The 22,900-nt window shown below is 32.6% G+C and carries 15 protein-coding genes; 10 read left to right on the forward strand and 5 right to left on the reverse strand.

From position 1 onward, the window contains the following. Nucleotides 1-323 precede the first annotated feature (323 nt). Nucleotides 324-728 (reverse strand): hypothetical protein, encoded by a 405-nt coding sequence (locus ACJ6WR_RS19775; protein WP_131474517.1) that lies wholly within the window; start codon nucleotides 726-728, stop codon nucleotides 324-326. Between the two features lie 339 nt (nucleotides 729-1,067). Then, nucleotides 1,068-3,638 carry a phosphatidylglycerol lysyltransferase domain-containing protein gene (locus tag ACJ6WR_RS19780; RefSeq protein WP_409416227.1) on the reverse strand — a complete coding sequence of 857 codons (2,571 nt, stop codon included), beginning with the start codon at nucleotides 3,636-3,638 and terminating at the stop codon, nucleotides 1,068-1,070. A gap of 233 nt (nucleotides 3,639-3,871) precedes the next feature. Between ACJ6WR_RS19780 and ACJ6WR_RS19785 the strand changes: the two genes are divergently transcribed. The 6 genes from ACJ6WR_RS19785 to ACJ6WR_RS19810 all read left to right on the forward strand — a co-directional run bounded on the left by ACJ6WR_RS19785 (nucleotide 3,872) and on the right by ACJ6WR_RS19810 (nucleotide 16,727). Continuing rightward, nucleotides 3,872-4,342: a hypothetical protein gene (locus ACJ6WR_RS19785; protein ID WP_409416228.1), complete on the forward strand. Its 471-nt coding sequence runs from the start codon at nucleotides 3,872-3,874 to the stop codon at nucleotides 4,340-4,342. A gap of 944 nt (nucleotides 4,343-5,286) precedes the next feature. Next, nucleotides 5,287-9,948: a hypothetical protein gene (locus tag ACJ6WR_RS19790; RefSeq protein ID WP_409416229.1), complete on the forward strand. Its 4,662-nt coding sequence runs from the start codon at nucleotides 5,287-5,289 to the stop codon at nucleotides 9,946-9,948. A gap of 83 nt (nucleotides 9,949-10,031) precedes the next feature. Beyond that, nucleotides 10,032-12,437 (forward strand): beta strand repeat-containing protein, encoded by a 2,406-nt coding sequence (locus ACJ6WR_RS19795; protein WP_409416230.1) that lies wholly within the window; start codon nucleotides 10,032-10,034, stop codon nucleotides 12,435-12,437. A gap of 126 nt (nucleotides 12,438-12,563) precedes the next feature. Beyond that, entirely contained in the window at nucleotides 12,564-13,811 is a 1,248-nt protein-coding gene (locus ACJ6WR_RS19800) for a gliding motility-associated C-terminal domain-containing protein (RefSeq protein WP_409416231.1), read from the forward strand. A gap of 9 nt (nucleotides 13,812-13,820) precedes the next feature. Continuing rightward, the gene (locus ACJ6WR_RS19805) at nucleotides 13,821-14,735 is read left to right on the forward strand and encodes a type IX secretion system membrane protein PorP/SprF (RefSeq protein WP_039116768.1); all 915 of its coding nucleotides are present in this window, start codon (nucleotides 13,821-13,823) and stop codon (nucleotides 14,733-14,735) included. 21 nt (nucleotides 14,736-14,756) lie between these two features. Further along, the gene (locus ACJ6WR_RS19810) at nucleotides 14,757-16,727 is read left to right on the forward strand and encodes an OmpA family protein (protein ID WP_165763231.1); all 1,971 of its coding nucleotides are present in this window, start codon (nucleotides 14,757-14,759) and stop codon (nucleotides 16,725-16,727) included. 93 nt (nucleotides 16,728-16,820) lie between these two features. On the opposite strand, the gene ACJ6WR_RS19815 is transcribed toward ACJ6WR_RS19810, so the two are convergent. Further along, nucleotides 16,821-17,645: a hypothetical protein gene (locus tag ACJ6WR_RS19815; protein ID WP_323490898.1), complete on the reverse strand. Its 825-nt coding sequence runs from the start codon at nucleotides 17,643-17,645 to the stop codon at nucleotides 16,821-16,823. Nucleotides 17,646-17,649: 4 nt separating this feature from the next. Continuing rightward, a complete protein-coding gene (locus ACJ6WR_RS19820; protein WP_039114009.1) occupies nucleotides 17,650-18,234 on the reverse strand; it encodes a hypothetical protein in 585 nt (194 codons plus the stop codon). Nucleotides 18,235-18,630: 396 nt separating this feature from the next. Here ACJ6WR_RS19820 and ACJ6WR_RS19825 point away from each other — a divergent pair, with 396 nt between their 5' ends. From ACJ6WR_RS19825 to ACJ6WR_RS19840, 4 genes are all read left to right on the forward strand, one after another. Then, entirely contained in the window at nucleotides 18,631-19,503 is an 873-nt protein-coding gene (locus tag ACJ6WR_RS19825; RefSeq protein ID WP_052259454.1) for an AraC family transcriptional regulator, read from the forward strand. 88 nt (nucleotides 19,504-19,591) lie between these two features. Further along, entirely contained in the window at nucleotides 19,592-20,293 is a 702-nt protein-coding gene (locus tag ACJ6WR_RS19830) for an ankyrin repeat domain-containing protein (protein WP_409416232.1), read from the forward strand. Nucleotides 20,294-20,303: 10 nt separating this feature from the next. Next, nucleotides 20,304-21,662: an amidohydrolase gene (locus ACJ6WR_RS19835; RefSeq protein WP_409416233.1), complete on the forward strand. Its 1,359-nt coding sequence runs from the start codon at nucleotides 20,304-20,306 to the stop codon at nucleotides 21,660-21,662. 496 nt (nucleotides 21,663-22,158) lie between these two features. Continuing rightward, nucleotides 22,159-22,458, forward strand: coding sequence for a hypothetical protein (locus tag ACJ6WR_RS19840; RefSeq protein WP_409416234.1), 300 nt, complete (start codon nucleotides 22,159-22,161; stop codon nucleotides 22,456-22,458). On the opposite strand, the gene ACJ6WR_RS19845 is transcribed toward ACJ6WR_RS19840, so the two are convergent. Continuing rightward, nucleotides 22,455-22,829: a winged helix-turn-helix transcriptional regulator gene (locus ACJ6WR_RS19845; protein WP_035627884.1), complete on the reverse strand. Its 375-nt coding sequence runs from the start codon at nucleotides 22,827-22,829 to the stop codon at nucleotides 22,455-22,457. The genes ACJ6WR_RS19840 and ACJ6WR_RS19845 overlap by 4 nt on opposite strands. Nucleotides 22,830-22,900 lie beyond the last annotated feature (71 nt).

Consider the following 22,900-nt stretch of genomic DNA (forward strand, 5'->3'; position numbering starts at 1 on the left):
TTCAGAGGGACAAAGGTTCAAAGTTTTGCGCAATATTGTTATTCTGAGAAGAGTTGAAAATCTTCTTGAGAAACTCCATAATCTTTGATGAAGGGCGTGTTAAAAAATAACCGCAAAGGGCACAATGGTTTACGCAAAGAACGCAAAGTTTTAAATCTTTTAATCTGTGACAAAAACAACAAAAAGATAGTTTAAAACTATGAATTATATAAAATACGCCTGCAAGGATTTTCTTTGCAGGCGTTTTGCTTTTTGTTTAAAAAAGAATACAGATAATGAGGATTTAGTCTTGTTTCTATAAGGCTATCGTCTCATAGTTTAAATTACAGTTTTTCATAAGTCGATTCTGTTCCATCGGCAGCTATAATTCCATTAAAAATTACTAGTTTATTCCCTTCCAATAATACATATATTTTTTCTTTATTGTTATTAAATATAAAACTGTAATTGGCTTTACTATTGTTTATTACTGTGTCTTCTGGGGTAATGGCAAAGATGCCGTCTTCTTCTTTTTTACCTTCATAATAGCGCTCATATTTTTGCCCTTCAAATTTAAGTAATGTACCGTTTCCTGGTTTAAAGTTAGGATCGACTCGAGCTACTTGAATACCCTCGATATGGCGGAGTTCCCAACTTCCGTTTAACTCATCTGATACTGATTTTTTCTGACAGCTTATAACGGTAAGAAATAACATTATTACTGAGGCTTGCTTTAAAATATTTTTCATAAGGGTTATATGTAAGTGTTTAATTTATAGTGTGTTGTTTGTTGTTGATAAGAAACGAATTTAAACAAAAAATATGTGAATTGAAAGAAATGTTTGATTCTATGTGGTTAAATCTATTTTTTATAAAGGACGGTTTTGCCCATATTTTACTGTGACTTAATAAAGTTGATTTATTCTTATGTATTCTGAATCATACAGGTAGCATAACCAAACCTGAACAGTCTATTGTTTAAAAAAGATAATGATATAAAAAATCTTTATTTATCCGAATCTTTGCTTTAGTAAATCCGTATCATCAGTGCTCTTGTTTAGGGAATCTTAGTGAAAAGCTAAAAAAAGTTACGGTTTAATTACTTTGGATAGTATTTGCGGGATTTGTATTAAATCATAATCATCAGAAAAGACAATATATTGATTATGCCATGAAGGCGAAAATTTCTCTTTATAATCCCTTAGGCCTTTGTAATGAGAAAATGACTTTACTTTTTCATACACATATTTCATCGACTTTTCCTGAATCGTATTTGGGTTTTCGATACCGCTCATTGGCGCAAGACCGATATTTACAGCAGTAAGATTTTGAGATTTTAAGTAGTCAAAAAGTACAATCATAATAAAATCAATAATTCCGTTTGGAGCATCGGTAGTTTTCCTGATTAGATCATACGTTCCTTCGCCTTTGGTATAATCAGGAATGATATTAAGGAAAGCAATAATTTTTTCTTCGCTATTTTCGACTGTAATTATAGTTTGTTTTTTTAATTCGTCCCATAAAAAAATACCTTGAGAAAAAAGGATTTCATTCCGTCCCGTTTCCTCCAGCCATTCGTCACTAACCGATTGTATTTTTTGTAATAAACCATCTTTTATAGGAGGTAAATTTATGGTTGCTTTTAATCCTAAATCGCTAATCTTTTTTAATCCATTGCGCAACGATTTTCTACTTCCGCCTTCGAGGCTAAAAGTCGATAAGTCTACAACACCTTCTTGCCCTATAAAAAAATATTTTTTACCAAGAGATTTATACAACTCCAGATTTTCTTCGGGAATACGATAATAGATACTTTTTAAACCTGCTTCATAGCAAAAATTATCAAACTCGATGATGCATTGTTTACTTTCATCATTGTTTTTAGCAACAGGATTTTCGAGTACTACTGCAAAATTACCCGAAACGCGATAAGCTAGGAAAGCCTCATTGTTTTGTGAAATATAAAGCAGTTTATCAAAGTAAGTTTTGAAATAATCCAAAGGCGAATTTCCGTATTTTTCTAAAAGTCCATTCGCAATTTCTTTTTCAGCAGTAGTTACAGGATCTTTAAAAATATAAGGTTTTATCAACGTATAAATTAAAAAGGTAAAAGAAACAAATCCGCTAATTTTAATTGATGCTAGAAAGTGTCTCGAAAAATTATCCAGAGGATTTAAATCATAACTGCCAAGCAGAAAATAATTTTGCAAAGTATATCGAATTGACTGACCAATACTAAAATCAATATTAAAATGTTTTTTATCTAAAAAATAAAAGCCAATTACCCCGTAAATTAATACAGCTATTACGCTTAAAATTGCGGTTTGTAAACCCAAAAGACGAAGCCTGGGATTGGTTTTAATATAGTATTCTTTGCGAGTTGCAATTAAACTTATACATACTATTAAGGCAATAATAGATTCTTCAAAATCTATTGCTTTGGTAAGATTTCCTATAATCGAAATTACAGATAATCCTAAGCCAAACCACCAAGCCATTTTTAAACCCTTTAGCATAAATGATGAGGTGACTAATAGGAACAATCCCGAGGTAAAAACCAGATAATTAGATAAATGAATTGCTTCTAGAGGTAAGAAGTTTTTTAAACGCATTAATCGGCCACTAATTGCAGGTGTTAAAACCGAAATTATATTAATTATTCCGAGACAAAATAATAACAATGCCGGAACGATTCGCATTAAGAGTCTATTTATTTTGGATAAAAAAGTAAGTATTCCTGCAAATAACGGAATCCAAAATTCGAACACCCGATATAGTAACGTAATCGAAATTGCTTCGGGATTGGTAAATCCATAACGTATTAATATAAAACTCATTGAGACTTCTACAGGGCCAAGACCACGAAGAAAAGGAGATATGATAAGAAAAATAACAGAGATTGTATATCCCATTGATGCTGCAATTAATGAAGGTTCAAATTGTAAAGCCATCATTGCAATATATAAATGAGTAATTCCCACTAAGTCGATAAAAATAGAAATTAGAATTGTATAAAAAAATTTGCTTCGATTTATAGTATGGTTTTGTAAATCGGTTAAGAAAATTTCAGTTTTAGGAAACCATTTAAGGAGCAATTTGTTGGCAGTTCCTTTGTTTAATATCGAATTAAATAATAAGAACAATCCAAGAATTAAGAGAATAATTACCAGCATTCCAATCCATTCACCCGATGCTATTGACCCTTTTAATAAAGCGTAAATAAATAATGGGATTCCGATAATTATAACAGATAAGATACCTATAAAACCATATATGGCAGACGCTAAATGAATTTGTACTTTTTCAATCCCCTTTTTAGTTAGAGATTCTGTAAAAAAGTATAGCGAAGTAACTCCGCCAGCAGGAATAAATACACTAACAAAATTTCGTTTTAAGAATAAAGCAAGAGCTTGTTTTAATTTAATTCTAACCCCAATTGCCGAAAATGCATTTATATACATTACTCCCTGAAGTAAGATGTAAAGCATAGTTGTACAAATCCCAACAATAATCCATTGCGGTTTTGCAGTTGTAAAACTATTCCTTACCTGAAGCAATTCTGTTTGTTCCTGTTTGAGAAACCAAATCGCAACGCCAAGAAAGAAAAGAGTTATAATAAATTGCGTAATCACTTTCCCGTTTCGGGATAATAACGGCACACTTCTTTCTTTGAAAAAATTTATGCAATAATCAATTTTAGATGGTGTTTTCAATATTGTTTTAATTAATTATCTTAGTATAAATGTATTACAATATTTTTTGAATATGATAGAATTCTTAATTATGATAAATATACGTGTTAAATAATTAAAAGTTAATCTGTTTTTCATTTAGCAGTAGTAATTTTAAATTCAAATTAACCCCCATTATTAATTTTTAAATATTAGTGATTATGAAAAAACTATTTCTAGCGTTAACCATTTTATATGGAGCAAGTATGATTGGTCAAACAGAAGTTAAATCAGATAAAGAAGTTGTTCCTCCTGTGGCAGTAACAATTGCTTTTCAAAAAGAGTTTACAGGCAAAGTTCCTACCTGGACAAAGGATTATGAAGGCGAAGATTCAGATCACATTCGTTATCTGGCTAAATTTAATACAGGTACATCTGTAGGATTAGCAGTTTATGATAATAATGGGATGTTAAAAGCATATGAACTGGCAATTGCCAGAACAGAACTTCCTAAAGCAGCTTTAAGCTACATACAAAAAAACTACCCAGACCAAACCATTAGAGAAGCAGCAAGACTTATCGATGGCAATAATATTATAACTTATGAAGTAGGAGTTGTAAAAGATAGAAAATTCCTTGATTTAGTATTTGATAAAAAAGGAGAATTTCTTGAGGTAACAGAAAAAGATTAATTGTAGCAGCATTTTTTTTTGATTATTAGTGAATAGCGTTTTGTTTTTTATAAGATTTTTATTTGTAAAATGTATTTAATAAGACGCTTTGGCGATGTTTTTAGCCGTTTATCCGATTTAATTAGCTTAAAAAATACTACAAAAACACAATTATCTGATTGTAAATGTGTTGTAATTGTTTTTTTTTAATTGTTTTCAACTCAAAAATTAAAAAATTAAAAGCCCCGAATACACTGGGTATTCGGGGCTTTAGCTTTTTTTTTGAGAATTTTTTATAGATATAGAGTCAATTATAATATTAAGAAAACATTAAGGTGAAAAAAAATTCAAGCATTATTTTATTTTGTATAATTTTTTTATTACTTTTAATATTCTTATTTTCAATAACTTACATTTTAGCGTGAGTTGTTGTTAAAAAGAAACTTTAATAAGATTTCGTTAAAGAAAACTAAAATACCACTTTAAGGTTCTTTAACATTAAAAAAGCTTTTGTTTATCAATAGTATTAAAGTAGTATAAATGGTTTAAACATCACTTCACCAATTTATAATGATTTTATAAAATATATTGAAAAAACATAAAAGCCTAAAATATATATTGTTGATTAATATTTAGACAAGTAAAGTGTTGTAATTTACATTGTCTTTAATCATCACTCAAAATTGATACTCAGACAAGTAAAGTGTTGTAATTTATATTGTCTTTAGTCATCACCCAAAATTAATACTTAGATTAATTAAACGCCAAAATGGATTCCCTATGGGATATCTGTAGACAATCTGTATTTAGAATTTAGAGAACCTACATATTCTGAATATTATATTTTTTTGAAGAATACCACCTATTACTTTATCTAAAATTTCAAGTTCTTATATTTTTAGAGATAGTCTCTCTATTTCTAGTTTAAATTCAAAATAGATTATTAACCCCCAATAATGAATCTTATGAAGAATAAATTACTCCCCTTGCTTTTTGTCTTAGGTAGTTATTCGGCTTACTCACAGGTAGGTATCGGAACACCATTGCCAAATGCTTCTTCACAGTTAGAAGTTGTTGCTAGTGACAAAGGTATTTTAATCCCAAGAATTAATTTAACAAGTTCTACGGATGCTACCACAATTACAAATGGTAATCAAAACAGTTTATTAGTATTTAATACAGCGAATGTTGCAGACATTAAAGCCGGATACTACTATTGGTATGATAATAAATGGAATAGAATAGTTATTTCTAATGAAGTTGCGCCAAGTACAGGAACTGTTATTTATAACCCAACAACTCAGCAATTTACTTATGTTGATGCGTCTGGAGTAACACAAACAGTTGACTTTACTCAAGTAGTAAAATCAAGTGAAACATTAACCACACTTACAAAAGATGCTGCTAATGATGGTAAATATGTTTATAAGAGTGAAGACGCTACAACCACTACAATAGATGTTGTAGGTGATGTAATTAATAATGCTTCAAGTATTGTAAACAATCCAATTTTTACGACCGAACTCGCAAATGTTATCAAGACAGATGAAACATTAACCACATTAACAAAAGATGCTGCTAATGATGGTAAATACCTTTATACGAGTGAAAATGCTACAGGAACTACAATAGATGTTGTAGGTGATGTAATTACAAATTCTTCAACAATTTTAAACAACCCTGCTTTTAAAACCGAAATAACCAATGTTATTAAAGACGAGGAAACAATTACCACGCTTGTTAATAACGGAGGAGGTTCTTATACCTATAATAACGAAGCAGGAACGCCTGTAAATATTGATGTTGTTGGTGATGTAACAACAAACTTTAGTACGATTGCAAATAATCCTGCAGTAACTACGATTATAGAAAATATTGCGACAAAAACAGTAGGTGCAGTAACTTTTGATTCTACAACAAATCAGTTTAGTTATACCGATGCCGCAGGTAATCCGCAAGTAGTAGATATAAGTACTATTGTAAAAGCGAACGAAACATTAACCACACTTGATAAAGATCCTGCTAACAATGGTAAATATCTCTATACGAGTGAGAATGCTACAGGAACGACAATAGATGTTGTAGGCGATGTAATTACAAATGCTTCTACGATTCTTAGTGATCCTACTTTTACAACAGAACTAACCAATATTATTGCAGCAAACGAAACATTAACCACGCTTGTAAATAATGGAGGAGGTTCTTATACTTATAATAACGAAGCAGGAACGCCTGTAAATATTGATGTTGTTGGTGATGTAACAACAAACTTTAGTACCATTGCCAATAATCCTGCGGTAACAACTATTATTCAGGAAATTTCAACAAAAACCGAAGGCGCAGTAACTTTTGATTCTACAACAAATCAATTTAGTTATACCGATGCCTCAGGTAATCCGCAAGTGGTGGATATTAGCACAATTGTAAAAGCAAACGAAACATTAACCACATTAACAAAAGATGCTGCTAATGATGGTAAATACGTTTATACAAGTGAGAATACTACAGCCACAACAATAGATGTTGTAGGTGATGTAATTAGTAATGCTTCTACGATTCTTAACGATCCTACTTTTACAACAGAGCTGACTAATATTATTGCAGCAAACGAAACATTAACCACGCTTGTAAATAATGGAGGAGGTTCTTATACCTATAATAACGAGGCAGGAACGCCTGTAAACATAGATGTTGTTGGTGATGTAACAACAAACTTTAGTACCATTGCCAATAATCCTGCGGTGACCACAATTATTCAGGAAATTGCAACTAAAACTGCAGGTGCTGTAACTTTTGATTCTACAACAAATCAATTTAGTTATACCGATGCAGCCGGAGTTCCGCAATTAGTAGATATTAGTACCATCGTAAAAGCAAACGAAACATTGACAACATTAACAAAAGATGCTGCTAATGATGGTAAATACGTTTACACAAGTGAGAATACTACAGCTACAACAATAGATGTTGTGGGCGATGTAATTACAAATTCTTCTACAATTCTTAACGACCCAGCTTTTAAAACAGAGCTAACAACGGTTATTAAAGCAGAGGAAACATTAACCACATTAGATAAAGATGCTGCTAATAATGGTAAATATCTTTATACGAGTGAGAATGCTACAGCTACCACTATTGATGTTGTAGGCGATGTAATTGCTAATTCTTCTACGATTCTTAACGATCCAGCTTTTAAAACAGAGCTAACAAATGTTATTAAAGCCGAGGAGACATTAACAACTCTTGTTAATAACGGAGGAGGTTCTTATACTTATAATAACGAAGCAGGCACAGCTGTAAATATTGATGTTGTTGGTGATGTAACAACAAACTTTAGTACAATTGCCAATAACCCTGCGGTAACAACTATTATTCAGGAAATTGCAACTAAAACAGCTGGTGCTGTAACTTTTGATTCTACAACAAATCAGTTTAGTTATACCGACGCAGCCGGAGTTCCACAATTAGTAGATATAAGTACCATTGTAAAAGCAAACGAAACATTGACCACATTAACAAAAGATGCTGCTAATAATGGTAAATATGTTTACACAAGTGAGAATACTACAGCTACAACAATAGATGTTGTAGGTGATGTAATTGCCAATTCTTCTACAATCTTAAATGATCCAGCTTTTAAAACAGAGCTGTCAACAGTTATTAAAGCAGAGGAAACATTGACCACAGAATCTCAAAATTTAACTACAGGAGCAATAACTTATACAAATGAAGCTGGTACAGCAGTTACTTCGCAAGTTGTAAGTGCCGATGCTGGTAATATTGTAACAGTTGGAACAGATGGTGGAGCTTTTGTAAATAACGCTGTTATTAAAGCCAATGAAACATTGACCACAGAATCTCAAAATTTAACTACAGGAGCAATAACCTATACAAATGAAGCAGGTACAGCAGTTACTTCGCAAGTTGTAAGTGCCGATGCTGGTAATATTGTAACAGTTGGAGCAGATGGTGGAGCTTTTGTTGATAACGCTATTATTAAAGCCAACGAAACATTGACAACAGAATCTCAAAATTTAACTACAGGAGCAATAACCTATACAAATGAAGCAGGTACAGCAGTTACTTCGCAAGTTGTAAGTGCCGATGCTGGTAATATTGTAACAGTTGGAGCCGATGGTGGAGCTTTTGTAGATAACGCTATTATTAAAGCCAACGAAACATTGACAACAGAATCTCAAAATTTAACTACAGGAGCAATAACCTATACAAATGAAGCCGGTACAGCAGTTACTTCGCAAGTAGTAAGTGCCGATGTTGGTAATATTGTAACAGTTGGAGCAGATGGTGGAGCTTTTGTAAATAATGCTGTTATTAAAGCGAATGAAACATTGACTACAGAATCTCAAAATTTAACAACAGGAGCAATAACCTATACAAATGAAGCTGGTACAGCAGTTACTTCGCAAGTAGTAAGTGCCGATGCTGGTAATATTGTAACAGTTGGAGCCGATGGTGGAGCTTTTGTAGACAATGCAGTTATTAAAGCCAACGAAACATTGACAACAGAATCTCAAAATTTAACAACAGGAGCAATAACCTATACAAATGAAGCCGGTACAGCAGTTACTTCGCAAGTAGTAAGTGCCGATGCTGGTAATATTGTAACAGTTGGAGCAGATGGTGGAGCTTTTGTAGATAACGCTATTATTAAAGCCAATGAAACAGTAACAGTAATAACTCCAATAGTAACTACAGGAAATACCATTGCAACTTATACAAATGAAGCTGCGGGAACTCCAGTAGATATTAAAGAAACGCTAACATCATTAACAGATGTTGTGACACAAGTTACAGATGAATTTGGGAATGTTAAGGATTTACACACATTGACTTATACAGATGAGGTAGGTACTCCTAATGGAATAGATTTATCCGTTTTAGTTAAAGGAGTAGAAACATTAACTTCATTGAGTTATGATGGTACAACTCAGTCATTGATTTATCAAGATGAAGAAGGAAATTCTTCTGATTTTAAATTGACAGATTTAGTTGGAGATGCGCAAACATTAACAACATTACAAGTAAATCTTGCAACAGGTACTTTAGATTTTACTGATGAACACGGAACAGTAAACCCAATAGATTTGAGTGCTGCTGTAAAAGAGCCTTGGTTTAGTTCAACAACTAATGTTGGTGCTACATTAAATACCGAAAATATTTATACAAACGGATGGGTAGGAATTGGATACACAACACCATCTGCAGCAACCAATGAAAAATTGAGAGTAAATGGTGCTATTACAACAATCAATAGTTACTATGCGGATTATGTATTCGAAGATTATTTTAAAGGTTTTTCTGAAATCAAAGCCGATTATAAATTCAAACGTTTATCAGAGGTAGAGGATTATATCAAAAAGAACAAACATCTTCCAGGAATAACTCCAATTACAGAGTTAGAAAAAACCAAAGAAGGGTATTCATTTAATATGTCGGAGTTATCAATTCAGTTATTAGAAAAAACAGAAGAGATATACCTTCATATAATCGAGCAAAACAAAGAAATTGAAGCAAAAGACAAAGAAATTAAAGAATTGAAATTAGCTTCAGAATCGATGAATCAACGTTTGGAAAAATTAGAAAAACTAATACTAGAGAAAAAATGATAAAAGTTCTTATCAGCTTTTTAGTATTCAGTACAAAAAGCGTAAGTATCAACTAATATTATTCTAGACTAAAAAATAAGATTATGAAATATATATATAAAACGCAAAAAATTATCCTAGCAACATTATTTAGTTTGCTCAGTTTTTGCTCAGTTTTTGCACAAACGGATAATACAAAATTAAAGGACGGTACAATAAGTACCGGGGCAACCAAAGCCTTTCCCGGAGCATTGTTTGAATTAGAAAGTAACAACAAAGGAATGTTAACTTCAAGATTAACTACAGCACAACGTGATGGAATTGCTGTTGCTAATTTAACCGATGGATTATTAATATTTAATACAACAACCGGATGTTTTGATTATTGGAGTCAGATACAAGGAGTATGGTTAAGTATTTGTGGTACACCACCACCGGCAGTATTTGGAATTTCGGCAGACGAATGTCTTCAAATACTTGGGAATGGTACCTATAAACAAGGGGTAGCTTTAACACTGGCAAATTATTTGACAGTTCCAGTTACAGCCATTCAACCGGGAACCTACACTATATCAGCAACAAATAGTAACGGATATTATTTTACAACTAGCGGAACTTTTCCTAGTGCAGGTTCTTATGTTTTGAATTTGCCAGGTACAGGAACACCAAATAATGGTTTTACAGTAGGAGATCCGGGAGATGCACTTACGATTTCATTAAATGGAGTACCAGTTTCATGTGTACCTCATGTTTATGTAGAAAAAGCCAATGTCGATTTTGCAATAACTTGTGCAAGTATAGCGCCAACAGGTTCTTATAATATCGGGATCCCACTTACAGTTGCAAATAAGTTATCTGTAGAAGTAAATGTAACAAATCTAGGTTTCTGGAGTATGAGTACCAATACAGTAAATGGATATTCATTTAGTGCAACGGGTAACTATACAACATTAGGAGTTCAAACAATTAATCTATTAGGAACTGGTACACCAATTGCATCAGGAACAAATAGCTTTAATCTTTCCTCTAATGCTACAACAGCAGGCACAGGATCTTGTTCTGGTATTTCAGTTCCAGTCGCTCCTGTAGCTTATACAATGGATTGTACAACAGCAACACAAAACGGAGTTTACATGCAAAATGTTCCTTTAATTGCTGCTAATACAATCACTTTACCAATTAATGTAACCGCAACAGGGCAAACAACAATAAGTACTACCACAGCTAGCGGAATTACATTTACATCCGGACTAATTAATTTATCAGTTTTAGGACCTCAAAATGTAACTTTAAGTGGTTCAGGAACACCAACAGCTTCAGGAGCAATAGCCTTTACAGTTACGGGAACCCCAGGTACGGTAGGAACTTGTTCATTAAATGTAACTATTGCAGCACAACCAGTTACCTACGTAACTAATTGTGGAGGAATAGTAGTGGCAGGAACTTATGCCCCAGGAGTAGCTATGGATGCAACAAATACTATGACAATTCCTGTAACAGTAACCTACGTTGGAGCGTACACCATTACAACAAATACGGTTAATGGTATTAGTTTTTCAGCATCAGGAACATTTGCTACACCAGGATTGCAAAGTGTAGTAATGACGGCAACTGGTACACCAACAGCAGGAGGGCCTTTTACTTATGCTATTACGGCAAATAGTACCAATGGAGCTACTCCTTGTAATAAAAGCGTATCATTCGTTATTCGTTTAATGAACGTTTTAGGATTAGGAGATGGTATTTATCAGCCAGGTACAGGAGGGGCTTATGCATCTAGAGCAGTATTAGCTTCATTAGCAAACTTTGGACCTACAGGTACAGTACAGGTAGATGGAATTAAGATTGTTAATGGAGGAACTAATACAGGAACTACATTAAGAAACTTAATCAATAACAATAAAATTGATATCATAGTTTTAGGATATAATTATAACACGACAGATGCGACAACTTTAAATATTCTTGCAGATTTTGTTAAAAACAAAAGAGGAGTATTAATTCAGGCGCAAGAAAATGGTAATGCAGGTATAGCAACTTTAGTTAATTCTATTTGTGGTTCTACAATAACTGCGGCAGATGTTAATAGAGATAATTGTACCTATATAAACCCATTGGCTAATATTGCCGATCCAATCTTTAATGGTCCTTTTGGGAACATACAAGGACTAGCTATAGGTGGTGATAATAACAACTCTTATTCTATGACACTACCAGCAAATACTACTAGTTTAGCAACAATAAGCGGACTTCCTGCCAGGGTAACAACATTTAGACACAATACATTAGGATATGTTTTCTGTGGAGATGGAGGATTGCTTACAGGTACATCAAGTACAAATAATTCTACAACGGATTATCCTGCAAAAATCACGACAACTGGACTACCGCTTTCTAAACCTTATAACGGTGGTACAACAGTTTACAATAGTATTTTTTATGCTAATTCAATGGCTTGGGCTATCGGATATGTGCAAGATAATATCAATGTAGACTATGTTATTCCTTAATCAAGGATAAAAGTAGAAAAAACACCTCTTTTATAAATAAGATAATCGAGGTGTTTTAATAACTCTAATGTTTTAATTAAGACACAATTTGTCATGAATTAGGGATAACACTTTAAATAAAATGATATGATTAAATTTTATATAAAAGCTATTATTATATCGATGTTTTTTATAAGTAGGCTTGGTGCACAAACAGCAAATTCGGGAGTACTAACGATTATGCCTAATACACAGTTTGCTACAGTATCAGACTTTAATAATAGTATATCGGGTAATGTTTTAAATGATGGAAATTTCATCGTTTATTCAGATTTTAATAATGATGGAATAGTCAGATATACAGAAGCTAATAACGGAATAACCTTTTTTATAGGCACAACTGCGCAAAATATTGAAGGCAGGTCAGTTTCAGATTTCCAGAATATAGTCTTTGATAATCTATCCTCATTAGTTCCTTTTCATTTGTATACCAAAATTTCTGTAGGGAAGCAGGTGGATTTTAAAAGCGGAATTGTCGATGCTGCTACTTATAATGGTAAAGTAATTTTCAAAGAAAAAGCGACTCACATAGATGTTAGTAATTTGAGCTTTGTAGATGGACAAGTAGAAAAAAGAGGAGTTGCATTGTTTGAGTTTCCAGTTGGAGACGATTTGTTTTTCAGACCCTCATTTCATGGTGTAGGTACAGATGCAAATAATGTTTATGTAACCCAATATTTTCTCGATAATGCAGGAAGCACCCGTCCATATACAAGTAAAGAAGATATTATTCTAACTATTGATGAGGTAGAGTATTGGAATACAACCCAAGACTTAGGAAGCGAAAAGATTGTTTTAAGTCTTTCATTAGATCCAGCTACAACACCTGCTGCCTTTTTTGTAACAGATCCCAATAAAAAATTATCTATAGTACGTTGGGATACAGCTTTGGCAAAATGGGTAGATGAAGGCGGTATTACAAGCAATCCGAATATTAGTGGAAGTTATTCAAAACTAGTTACTTCACAAGTAAGGGGCTATGGAATTTTTACAATTGCTATAGTTAACAAACCAGACATTAATCCTAATCTTGATATCGTTGTAAATAACGCAATATCACCAAATGGAGATGGTATTAATGATAGTTTCCTTATAGAAGGAATTAACAAGTATCCAGATAATAGAGTGGAGATATACAATCGCTGGGGAGTAAAAGTATATGATGCAAGATCATATAACGAGAGCGATAATATGTTCACAGGATATTCAGATGGGCGCGTAACGGTAAACAAAGGAGCAAAACTTCCAACAGGAACCTATTTCTATGTATTAAAATACAGTAATGGTAGAGATGGGATCGAAAGTTCAGGATATTTATATATCAATAACCAATAAAATAAACTAATGGAAAAGATTTTTTACATAGTAGCAATATTGTTATTGGGAGTTTTTAATGCTTCGGCACAACAAGAATCGCAGTATACGCAATATATGTACAACACTATGGCTTTTAATCCAGGTTATACAGGATCAAGGGAAGTAGTAAGTGCAATGGGATTATATAGAACACAATGGGTTGGTTTAGATGGTGCGCCAAAAACAATGAACTTTTCAATACAAAGTCCATTAGGGTACCATGCCAACGGTATTGGATTAAATGTGGTTAGTGACGAGATAGGGCCAACAAATAATACAGGAGTAATGGTTAATTATGCCTATACAATTATAGGTAATAACGACTTAAGATTCTCTTTTGGTATTTCTGGAGGGTTTGATAATTATGTAGTTGATTATAATAAATTAACTATTCAAAATCCAGATCCCTATTTAAACGGAAAAGAATCTAAGTTTCTGCCAAATGTAGGAGCGGGATTCTATATGCATACCTACAATTGGTATATAGGAGTATCAGTTCCTAAATTATTAAAAACAGATTATTATGATGATGTAGCTTCAACAGTTTATACAACAAACGCTCATTATTATGGTATTGCAGGATATGTTTTTGATTTTAGCCCTAATTTAAGATTCAAGCCAGCAGTTTTGGTAAAAGTAGTAAAGGGAGCTCCAATAGCTGTAGATGTATCTGCTAATTTCTTAATTAGTAATAAACTAACCCTCGGATTAGCCTATCGTATAGATTCCAGTGTGAGTGGTTTGGCAGGTTTCCAGATTACCGATGGGATACAAATTGGGTATGCGTATGATTATGAAACTACAAATCTGGGAAATTATAACTCAGGTTCACACGAAATTTTCTTAAGGTTTGATCTTTTCAATAAGTCAAATAAACGAATGATAAATCCAAGATTCTTTTAATTAATGATTAAAAAAATACTTATGAAAAAACATTTTCTACTTTGGATAGCATTATTTGGCTTATTTAGTATGCATTCGCAGACTAAATTAGTTGATAAAGCAGAAAAAGAATACGATAAACAAGCTTATGCATACGTAAGTTCAAGCGATTTATATGATAAGCTGGTAGAGAAAGAATTTGGCTCTTCGGGAATCTATGCAAAATTAGGAGATTCTTATTACTTTAACGGAGATTACAAAAATGCTTTAAAGGCTTATAATCAGATAGGTAAATTAAAAGATAATTATAAGTTTACCGATGAGCAACTGTTTCGTTATGCGCAATGTCTTAAGTCAGATGGGCAATTTGATGAAGCTTCAAAAATCATAAAAGAACTTAATAGCAAGTCAGGAAAAGAAGCTATTAATTCCGGAACCGATTATCTAAAAGAAGTCGAGAGGCAATCTAATCGTTATACGATAAAACCGGTTAGTATCAATTCGAAAATGCCAGACTATGGAGCTACATTTTACAAAGAAAATCAGGTAGTTTTCACGTCAGCCAGAGATACAAATGTGGTAGAGAGAATGAAAGACAGATGGAATAAAAAGCCATTCTTTAAACTCTATGAAGCTACAATTACTGGCGATGGCGACTTGGCTGATGCTAAAAAGTTGAATGGAAAAGTAAATTCAGTTTTTCATCAATCTACACCAGCATTTACCAAAGATGGTACCCAAATGTATTTTACCCGAAGTAATTTTTTAGGTAATAAATATGGAGTCGATGATACAAAAACCAACCGATTAAGGATTTACAGAGCAACACTTGTAAATGATAAGTGGACCAATATCGAAGATTTACCTTTTAATAACGAATCCTTTTCAAATGCACATCCAGCATTAAGACCAGACGGAAAGAGTTTGATTTTTGCATCAGACAGACCGGGAACAGTTGGTCAGACAGATTTGTATGAAGTAGCAATAAATCAGGATGGTACATTTGGAGAAGTCAAAAATATGGGACCCTCGATTAATAGCATTGGTAGAGAAACATTCCCCACAATATCCACAGCAGGAGAGTTTTATTTTGCTTCCGATGGACATTCGGGACTTGGAGGTTTAGATGTTTTTGAAGCAGTTAAAAACGCAGATAATACCACCTATAAAGTGGTAAATGTTGGGAAACCAATTAACTCTCCTGGAGACGATTTTGGACTTATAATTAATCCGCAAACACGCAAAGGATATTTTGCTTCTAACAGAACAGGCGATGACCAAATTTATAGTTTTGTAGAGCTAGAACCTTTAAAAATAAAGTATGATGTTCTTGTTTTTGGAAAAGTATATGATAAAAAATATAGCGAATTATTACCAAAAACTAAAATCTCATTGTTTGATTCTAATCAAAAAAAGATAGATGATTATTATACCGATAATGCAGGAGAATATCTTATAAAAGTCCCTCCGGGAGATTATCACCTAACGTATGATAAGGTAGGATATTTGCAAGGAAAAGAAGATTTGAAGATTGTTCAAAAAAACGAAAATCAAATGATTGAAATCAATAAATATCTTGATACAGATCCCAATGCGAGTGAGCTTACAACCGAAGATAACAAATCGATTACAGACGGATCTGATCTAACAAAAAAGTTAGGATTAAAACCAATTTATTTTGATTTTGATGATACAAGAATCAAACCTGTTTCCGAAAAAGAGTTGAATAAGATTGTACAAGTTCTAAAAGATTATCCAACAATAACAGTTGATATTAGATCACATACGGATAGTCGAGGAGATAATGAGTATAACCTTAAATTATCCGAACGAAGAGCCAAAGCAACAGTAGATTATCTCCTAAACAAAGGAGCCAGACCAAGTAGAGTAACTGGTAAAGGATATGGAGAAAGTCAATTAATTAATAAATGTAGCGATGGAGTAAAATGTACAGACAAAGAGCATCAACTAAACAGACGCTCCGAGTTTATAATAAATTTTAATAATAAGTAATATTGATGTTGAATAAAAGATTGTCAAAAAAATGAATTTATTTAGCCATAAAGAGGTTTAGCTTTAAATAAAGCTAAACCTCTTTTCTTTATTTTAGTTTAAAAATAAATTTTTTAATGTAATGAAATAATGCCCGTATTCGTTATTGGAATCACTTACAGTACATTTATATTTTTTTAAACTCTTTGACAAATTTTGCGTTTTTATGTTCACTTTAAATGCCGTGTTTACAGGCATCGCTCTGTTTAAAAATATTTCCATATTTTCTATTTCCGTATTACTATCAGGATGTGTTTTAAAAATGTTTTTCAGGATACATTTACCCATAAATACAGCAGGAACAATTTCATAATTATTAAAATGTCCAGAACAGTGATTTCGGGTAAAAACGTCAATATTTATATTAAATTCATCATCACCCACATATTCAAAAGTAGAGTTAGGTAATACGGTTGTAAGAGGATTGTTCTCTCCTGCAGAATAATGAGAATCAAATATTTTCTTAAATGATGGTTCATCTATGATAAAATAATCAATTTCCATTTGAAATATTTTAGTCTTTTCATCTACAACTTCTATTAAAGCCCTTCCTTTTTGAATGTTTTCTAATTGAGATGTTATTTTGGCACTTAATGATCCCGATGGCTGGTTATAGGAAATTTTTCTTATCCTTACTTTTTCACCAAGAAAATAATTCTTCTCATTTGAATTCAATTTATTGGCTAAATTTAGACTTCCCAATGTGGAGAGGATTTTAAGAAGATCGGTGAAATTTTCCTTGTCAAAAGATTGAAATGATTTGTAAAGTGGAATTTCAGTATCACTTTGGTTGAATATAATTTTATCTGCATTTTCAAACAAATAAGGAGGCGTTTCGCCTATTAATTCAGCTATGTTTTTTTGGGGCTTAGGTATCATGATATTACAATTGTTTGATGTTATACACAGATTTAATGTTGAAATTTTGATCGGTTATTTCAAAAGTATATTCTATTTCACAATTGATATTTACAATCTCTTTAATCCCTTCTACAAATGGTAAAAGAGTTGGGATAGTTATATGTTTTTCTATACCTAATTCAGTCAATATTCTTAAATACCGATCAACTCCCGTTAGTTCAATAATAGTGTTATTAGGAGTGTATTTTATTATTTTAAAGTTATACTCAGGACTAGAGTTGTATAGCGCATAAATTACTACAGCAGCAAATGCTCTCGTATCTTTCTCTAATTTGGGATGTACACCAAATGTCTGTATTGTTTTTAATTTTCCTAATTCATAGAATAATCTTTTCGAATGGTTGTCCATTTTATCATAACCATAAGTTTCTCCAATATCTTTTAATAACAAGCCATAAAAAGCACCAGTTACATTAGATAAATTTTGGGTAAGAGAAGAAGTGCTTTCTGGAAAAAAAGCATTGACAATTTCTTCTTTTAATTCTAAGGAGGGGAAAATATCATTACCTCTTGTTTTTTCTAAATTTTTTAATAATGTTTCTTTCATTGTAGTAGTTATTAAATGGTTAGATTTTATTTCTAAAATAGATGGGGGAAATTTTGAAGAAAATGTTTTTAGAGGATGATACTATTTTAAATATTTAAGTATCAGTGTGGTAGTGAATCAAATGTAGTTGTTTTTTTATTTATTTCGACATGTTTCTTGTGATATTTGTATGTATAATATTGATTTACAGATATTTATATGAATTAGATAAAAAAAAATAGAGTTCTTTGATGTATATATAATTATTTGCTTAAGTTTTTAGATAATAGATTAAAAGTAGAAAGTACTCGTAATTAATAACGGCAAAACAGCTAATCTCAGAAAAGAGCACTGATAGTGGGACTTTATAACTTTATTTATATATTTTTGAAAATACATAACTAATATACCATACACTTGAACAAATTTCCTATTCCCACTTTATCAGTAGGCAATATACTTGGCGAAGAAACTTTGGGTATTACACTATTTCAGCATAGTGTAAAAGGACGTAATGCATTCGAGCAACCACATAAACATGATTTTTATATGGTGTTCTTTGTAGAGAAAGGTTCAGGATTTCATAGCATAGATTTTACACAACATACAGTAGCCGATAATCAGGTATATTTTATACGACCAGGGCAAGTACATAATTGGTCGCTTAATGTAAATACAACAGGATTCCAGCTTATGGTATCATCAGAGATAATCACTATTTTTTCAAATTTATCACAACTTCCATTTTTTGAGCAAAGCGTACCATCTTGTCTTTCTTTAACTCAAGAAGAATTTCAAGAATTTAAAAAGCATTTGCATGAAATAGAAATTGCATTACCTCAAAATGATTTGCTTACAAAAGAAACAGTTTTACTTCGATTGCATTTATTATTTAAGCTATTGCAAAAAGACTATCTCAAACAATTTCCAGAATATAGTTTTTCGGCAAGACCAGAAAAAGTTATAAAAAACTTCAATACACTAATAGATAAAAATTTTCAAACAGAAACCTCAGTAAATTTTTATGCCAATAAACTCAACATTACACCAAACTATCTTAATATCCTTTCCCAAAAGTTCTTAAAAACATCAGCCAGTGATGTAATAAAAGAGCGAACAATTCTCGAAGCCAAACGATTGCTTACAAGCACCGACTTATCCATAAAAGAAATAGCGTATCAATTAGGCTTTAATGATAATGGCTATTTTAGTAAAGTATTTAAGAAATATGCTGGGAAAACACCAGGCGATTTTAAAGAAAGTTATAATCTTTACCATCCTTCTCATTAAAAATACCATTGCTGTTTAAAATTCTAAGCGATTTTTGTAAATGATAAATAATTATTGTTTGCAGAAGCAATTATGATTTTAAAAAAATATGGAAAAAATACAAAACAGATGCAATTTGCTATACTGTTTAGTTTTGAATATCCTGCTATTAGCCGGATGTTCTTCTAAACAAGCAGATATAAAAACAGAAAAAATGAATAGTAAAACACTTTTTGAAGCAGTCGAAACCAGAGATGTTGTTAGTGTAACTACACTTTTAAAAGAGAAACCCTTATTAGAAATAAAAAACAAAGAAGGTGAAACCCCTTTAATGAGAGCTGTTTATGATAATAATAACGAAATAGCAAGATTATTAATTAAAGCAGGTGCCGATGTAAATGCGCAAGATAATATGCTAAATAGTCCGTTTTTATACGCTGGTGCAGAAGGAAATCTTGAAGTCGTAAAACTAGCTTTGCAACATGGAGCAAATTTCAGAGTATATAATCGTTATGGAGGTTCAGCACTTATTCCAGCAGCAGAAAAAGGACATCTAGAGGTGGTAAAACTTTTAGTAAATACACCAAACTTTCCTATAGACCATATTAATAATTTAAGATGGACAGCATTGTTAGAAGCAGTTTTGCTTAGCGATGGCGGGCCAGTGCATGTAAATATCGTGAAAGCTTTAATAGATGGTGGTTGTAATGTAAATATTGGCGATAAGTACGGCGTAACACCATTAGGACATGCTAAGAAATTAGGTTATACAGAAATGATTAAAATACTACAACAAGCCGGAGCAAAATAAAATATAATTTATGGAAGAGAATATAATAAGCCGAAAAAAATTCTTAGGACTTGGAGCTGCTGCAACAGGAGCTGCATTGTTTTCTGGAATTGGCGCTACAGCAATGACACAAACAGAAGCTGAGGATAAAAAAAATAAGGATTTAAAAGAATATATTTTAGTTAATGTAAGACTAGAAGAAGGTTTTGAATACAACGATAAAAACGAAGTAGTAGCTACCAAAACGAGTTTATATAATTTACATATTGCCGATGGTAAAATAAAAAATATTACTACAGGCAAACCAGTTACAAAATTAAAAACGGTTGATGCCAAAGGACTTCTGATGCTTCCGGGATTACGTGATATGCACATTCATATTGATAAAACCTATTACGGAGGAAACTGGAATGCTGCGCCAAGAAAAGGATATACCGTAAAAGATATGATAACCCTGGAGCAAAAGATTATACCACAATTGCTTACAGATTCTCAGCATAAAGCAGAAGAAGCCATTAAACTAATGCAAAGCCAAGGGAGTTATTTTGCCCGTTGTCAATGTAATATTGATCCTGTTAGCGGACTTAAAAGTTTAGAACATTTGCTTGCAGCATTAGATAAAAATAAAGATAGTTTTGGGTGGGAAATTGTAGCTTTTCCGCAACACGGAATTTTATACTCACAATCAGAACCATTGCTACGAGAAGCTGCTGCAATGGGAGTAGACTTCATAGGCGGATTAGATCCAACAAGTGTAGATGGTAATATGGAAAAATCGCTGGATACCATGTTTCAAATTGCAATAGATACCAATAAAGGGATAGATATCCATTTGCACGAAGGACTTCCGTCAGGGCAAGCCGCTATAGAGTATATTATTAAAAGAACCGAAGAAAACAAACAACTACAAGGAAAAACATATATAAGCCATGGTTTTGCTCTTGCAAAAATGGAACCCAAAGATCTGGAAAAAGTAGCTGAACAAATGGGAGCACTTGGTATAGGAGTTGTTTCTACAATTCCTATCGGAAGAACAATTATGCCAATTCCGACTTTAAAAAAATACGGTGTAAAATTAATGACAGGTACAGATAGTATCGTTGATCACTGGATGCCTTTTGGGACTTGTGATATGCTCGAAAAAGCAAAATTATGTGCACAACTCTATGGTTGGACAGACGAATATAGCCTAAGTCGTGCCTTGCATATTGCCACTACAAACGAGATATTACCTCTTAACGACGCAGGAACCAGAGTATGGCCAGCAGTAGGAAATGATGCTAATTTTATTCTGGTAAAAGCAAGTTGTTCAGCCGAAGCAGTTGCCCGTTTGCCAAAAAGAGAAGGCGTGTTTTTTAATGGAAAAATGATTGCGGGGGAGGTTTTTTAATAAAGGTTCAGAGTTTTGAGAAACAAAGGTTTAGTGTCCCAAAGGTTTTCTGTAGAGACGCACCGCAGTGCGTCTACGCAATATAGGTTTACACATAAACTAACCCCCAAACTTGTCTTCCTGACAAAGGAAGACACGAGCGATAGCGAACTGGCGAAGCAATCTCCACGAGTAGCTCGACAATCTTTGTTGAGTTTCTTGTGAGTTAAGAAGTAAAGATGTTACACCATAAACTAACCGCATGTCACCCTGAGCGTCCCGAAACTTCGGGAGAAGGGCTTACGGGGCTTAGACTCCGCTTTCGAAGTAGGTTACTTTTACGTATTAACTCTTATTGCGTAGACGCACTGCGGTGCGTCTCTACAGAGAACCTTTGGTCCAATTTTACACCATCTTGAGCGTCAATAATTAACAATTAATAATTATCAATTAACAATTGCTCCTTCTTCATAATAAAAATGTAGCTTTATAATTTTGTAATTAAAATGATTACGATATGGCTAATAAAACCTCACAACATATATTAAACACATCGGCAAATCTTTTGGGTTTTTGCCTGATTGTTATAACGTCTTTGCATATCACAGATAAATCAGAAACGACTTATATAGACGAATTCACATCGATCATAGCTATATTTCTTATTTTTTCCTGCTTCTTTTCCTTTTTATCTATTAAGACATTAAAAGAAAAATTAGAGAGAAAATTAGAAACAATAGCCGATTATTTATTCGGAATGGCATTAATGGGAATTCTGATTATTGTAGTTATCAAAACGCTAGACTTAACTAATTAAATCGATTCAATAATTTTTTCACGATGGTTTAATCCCCATTGTACCAAGGTTTCGGTAACGGGTAAAACTGATTTTCCGTATTCAGTAACTGAGTAAGCAACAGTAATTGGTCTAGTATCCTGAACCACTCTTGTAATAAGCAAATTAACCTCTAAGTCTTTGAGTTCTTTACTCAACATTTTAGCAGAGATTCCTTCAATTTCGCGTTGCATTTTTTTAAAATGAATAACTTGATGCGTTCTGTTCGTTAAGAATCTTAAAATCATCAGTTTCCATTTTCCTCCCAAAACGTCCAGACTATCTCGCATTGCAAGTAGTTCCTCTGTACAATTTGCTTCACGCAAAACACCATCTCTTTTAATTTTTGCCATAATAGTTTCTTTAAGGTAACTAGTAACCATTAGTTAACGGATAGTAAATATAAATGATATTCAGAATATTT

Source organism: Flavobacterium sp. PS2 (assembly GCF_046250155.1).
Classification (GTDB): domain Bacteria; phylum Bacteroidota; class Bacteroidia; order Flavobacteriales; family Flavobacteriaceae; genus Flavobacterium.

Bases quoted from the DNA above. Each gene is read 5' to 3' on its own strand.
- ACJ6WR_RS19775 (WP_131474517.1), bottom strand. From the start codon at position 728: ATGAAAAATATTTTAAAGCAAGCCTCAGTAATAATGTTATTTCTTACC.
- ACJ6WR_RS19785 (WP_409416228.1), top strand. From the start codon at position 3,872: ATGAAAAAACTATTTCTAGCGTTAACCATTTTATATGGAGCAAGTATG.
- ACJ6WR_RS19790 (WP_409416229.1), top strand. From the start codon at position 5,287: ATGAAGAATAAATTACTCCCCTTGCTTTTTGTCTTAGGTAGTTATTCG.
- ACJ6WR_RS19795 (WP_409416230.1), top strand. From the start codon at position 10,032: ATGAAATATATATATAAAACGCAAAAAATTATCCTAGCAACATTATTT.
- ACJ6WR_RS19800 (WP_409416231.1), top strand. From the start codon at position 12,564: ATGATTAAATTTTATATAAAAGCTATTATTATATCGATGTTTTTTATA.
- ACJ6WR_RS19805 (WP_039116768.1), top strand. From the start codon at position 13,821: ATGGAAAAGATTTTTTACATAGTAGCAATATTGTTATTGGGAGTTTTT.
- ACJ6WR_RS19810 (WP_165763231.1), top strand. From the start codon at position 14,757: ATGAAAAAACATTTTCTACTTTGGATAGCATTATTTGGCTTATTTAGT.
- ACJ6WR_RS19815 (WP_323490898.1), bottom strand. From the start codon at position 17,645: ATGATACCTAAGCCCCAAAAAAACATAGCTGAATTAATAGGCGAAACG.
- ACJ6WR_RS19820 (WP_039114009.1), bottom strand. From the start codon at position 18,234: ATGAAAGAAACATTATTAAAAAATTTAGAAAAAACAAGAGGTAATGAT.
- ACJ6WR_RS19830 (WP_409416232.1), top strand. From the start codon at position 19,592: ATGGAAAAAATACAAAACAGATGCAATTTGCTATACTGTTTAGTTTTG.
- ACJ6WR_RS19835 (WP_409416233.1), top strand. From the start codon at position 20,304: ATGGAAGAGAATATAATAAGCCGAAAAAAATTCTTAGGACTTGGAGCT.
- ACJ6WR_RS19840 (WP_409416234.1), top strand. From the start codon at position 22,159: ATGGCTAATAAAACCTCACAACATATATTAAACACATCGGCAAATCTT.
- ACJ6WR_RS19845 (WP_035627884.1), bottom strand. From the start codon at position 22,829: ATGGCAAAAATTAAAAGAGATGGTGTTTTGCGTGAAGCAAATTGTACA.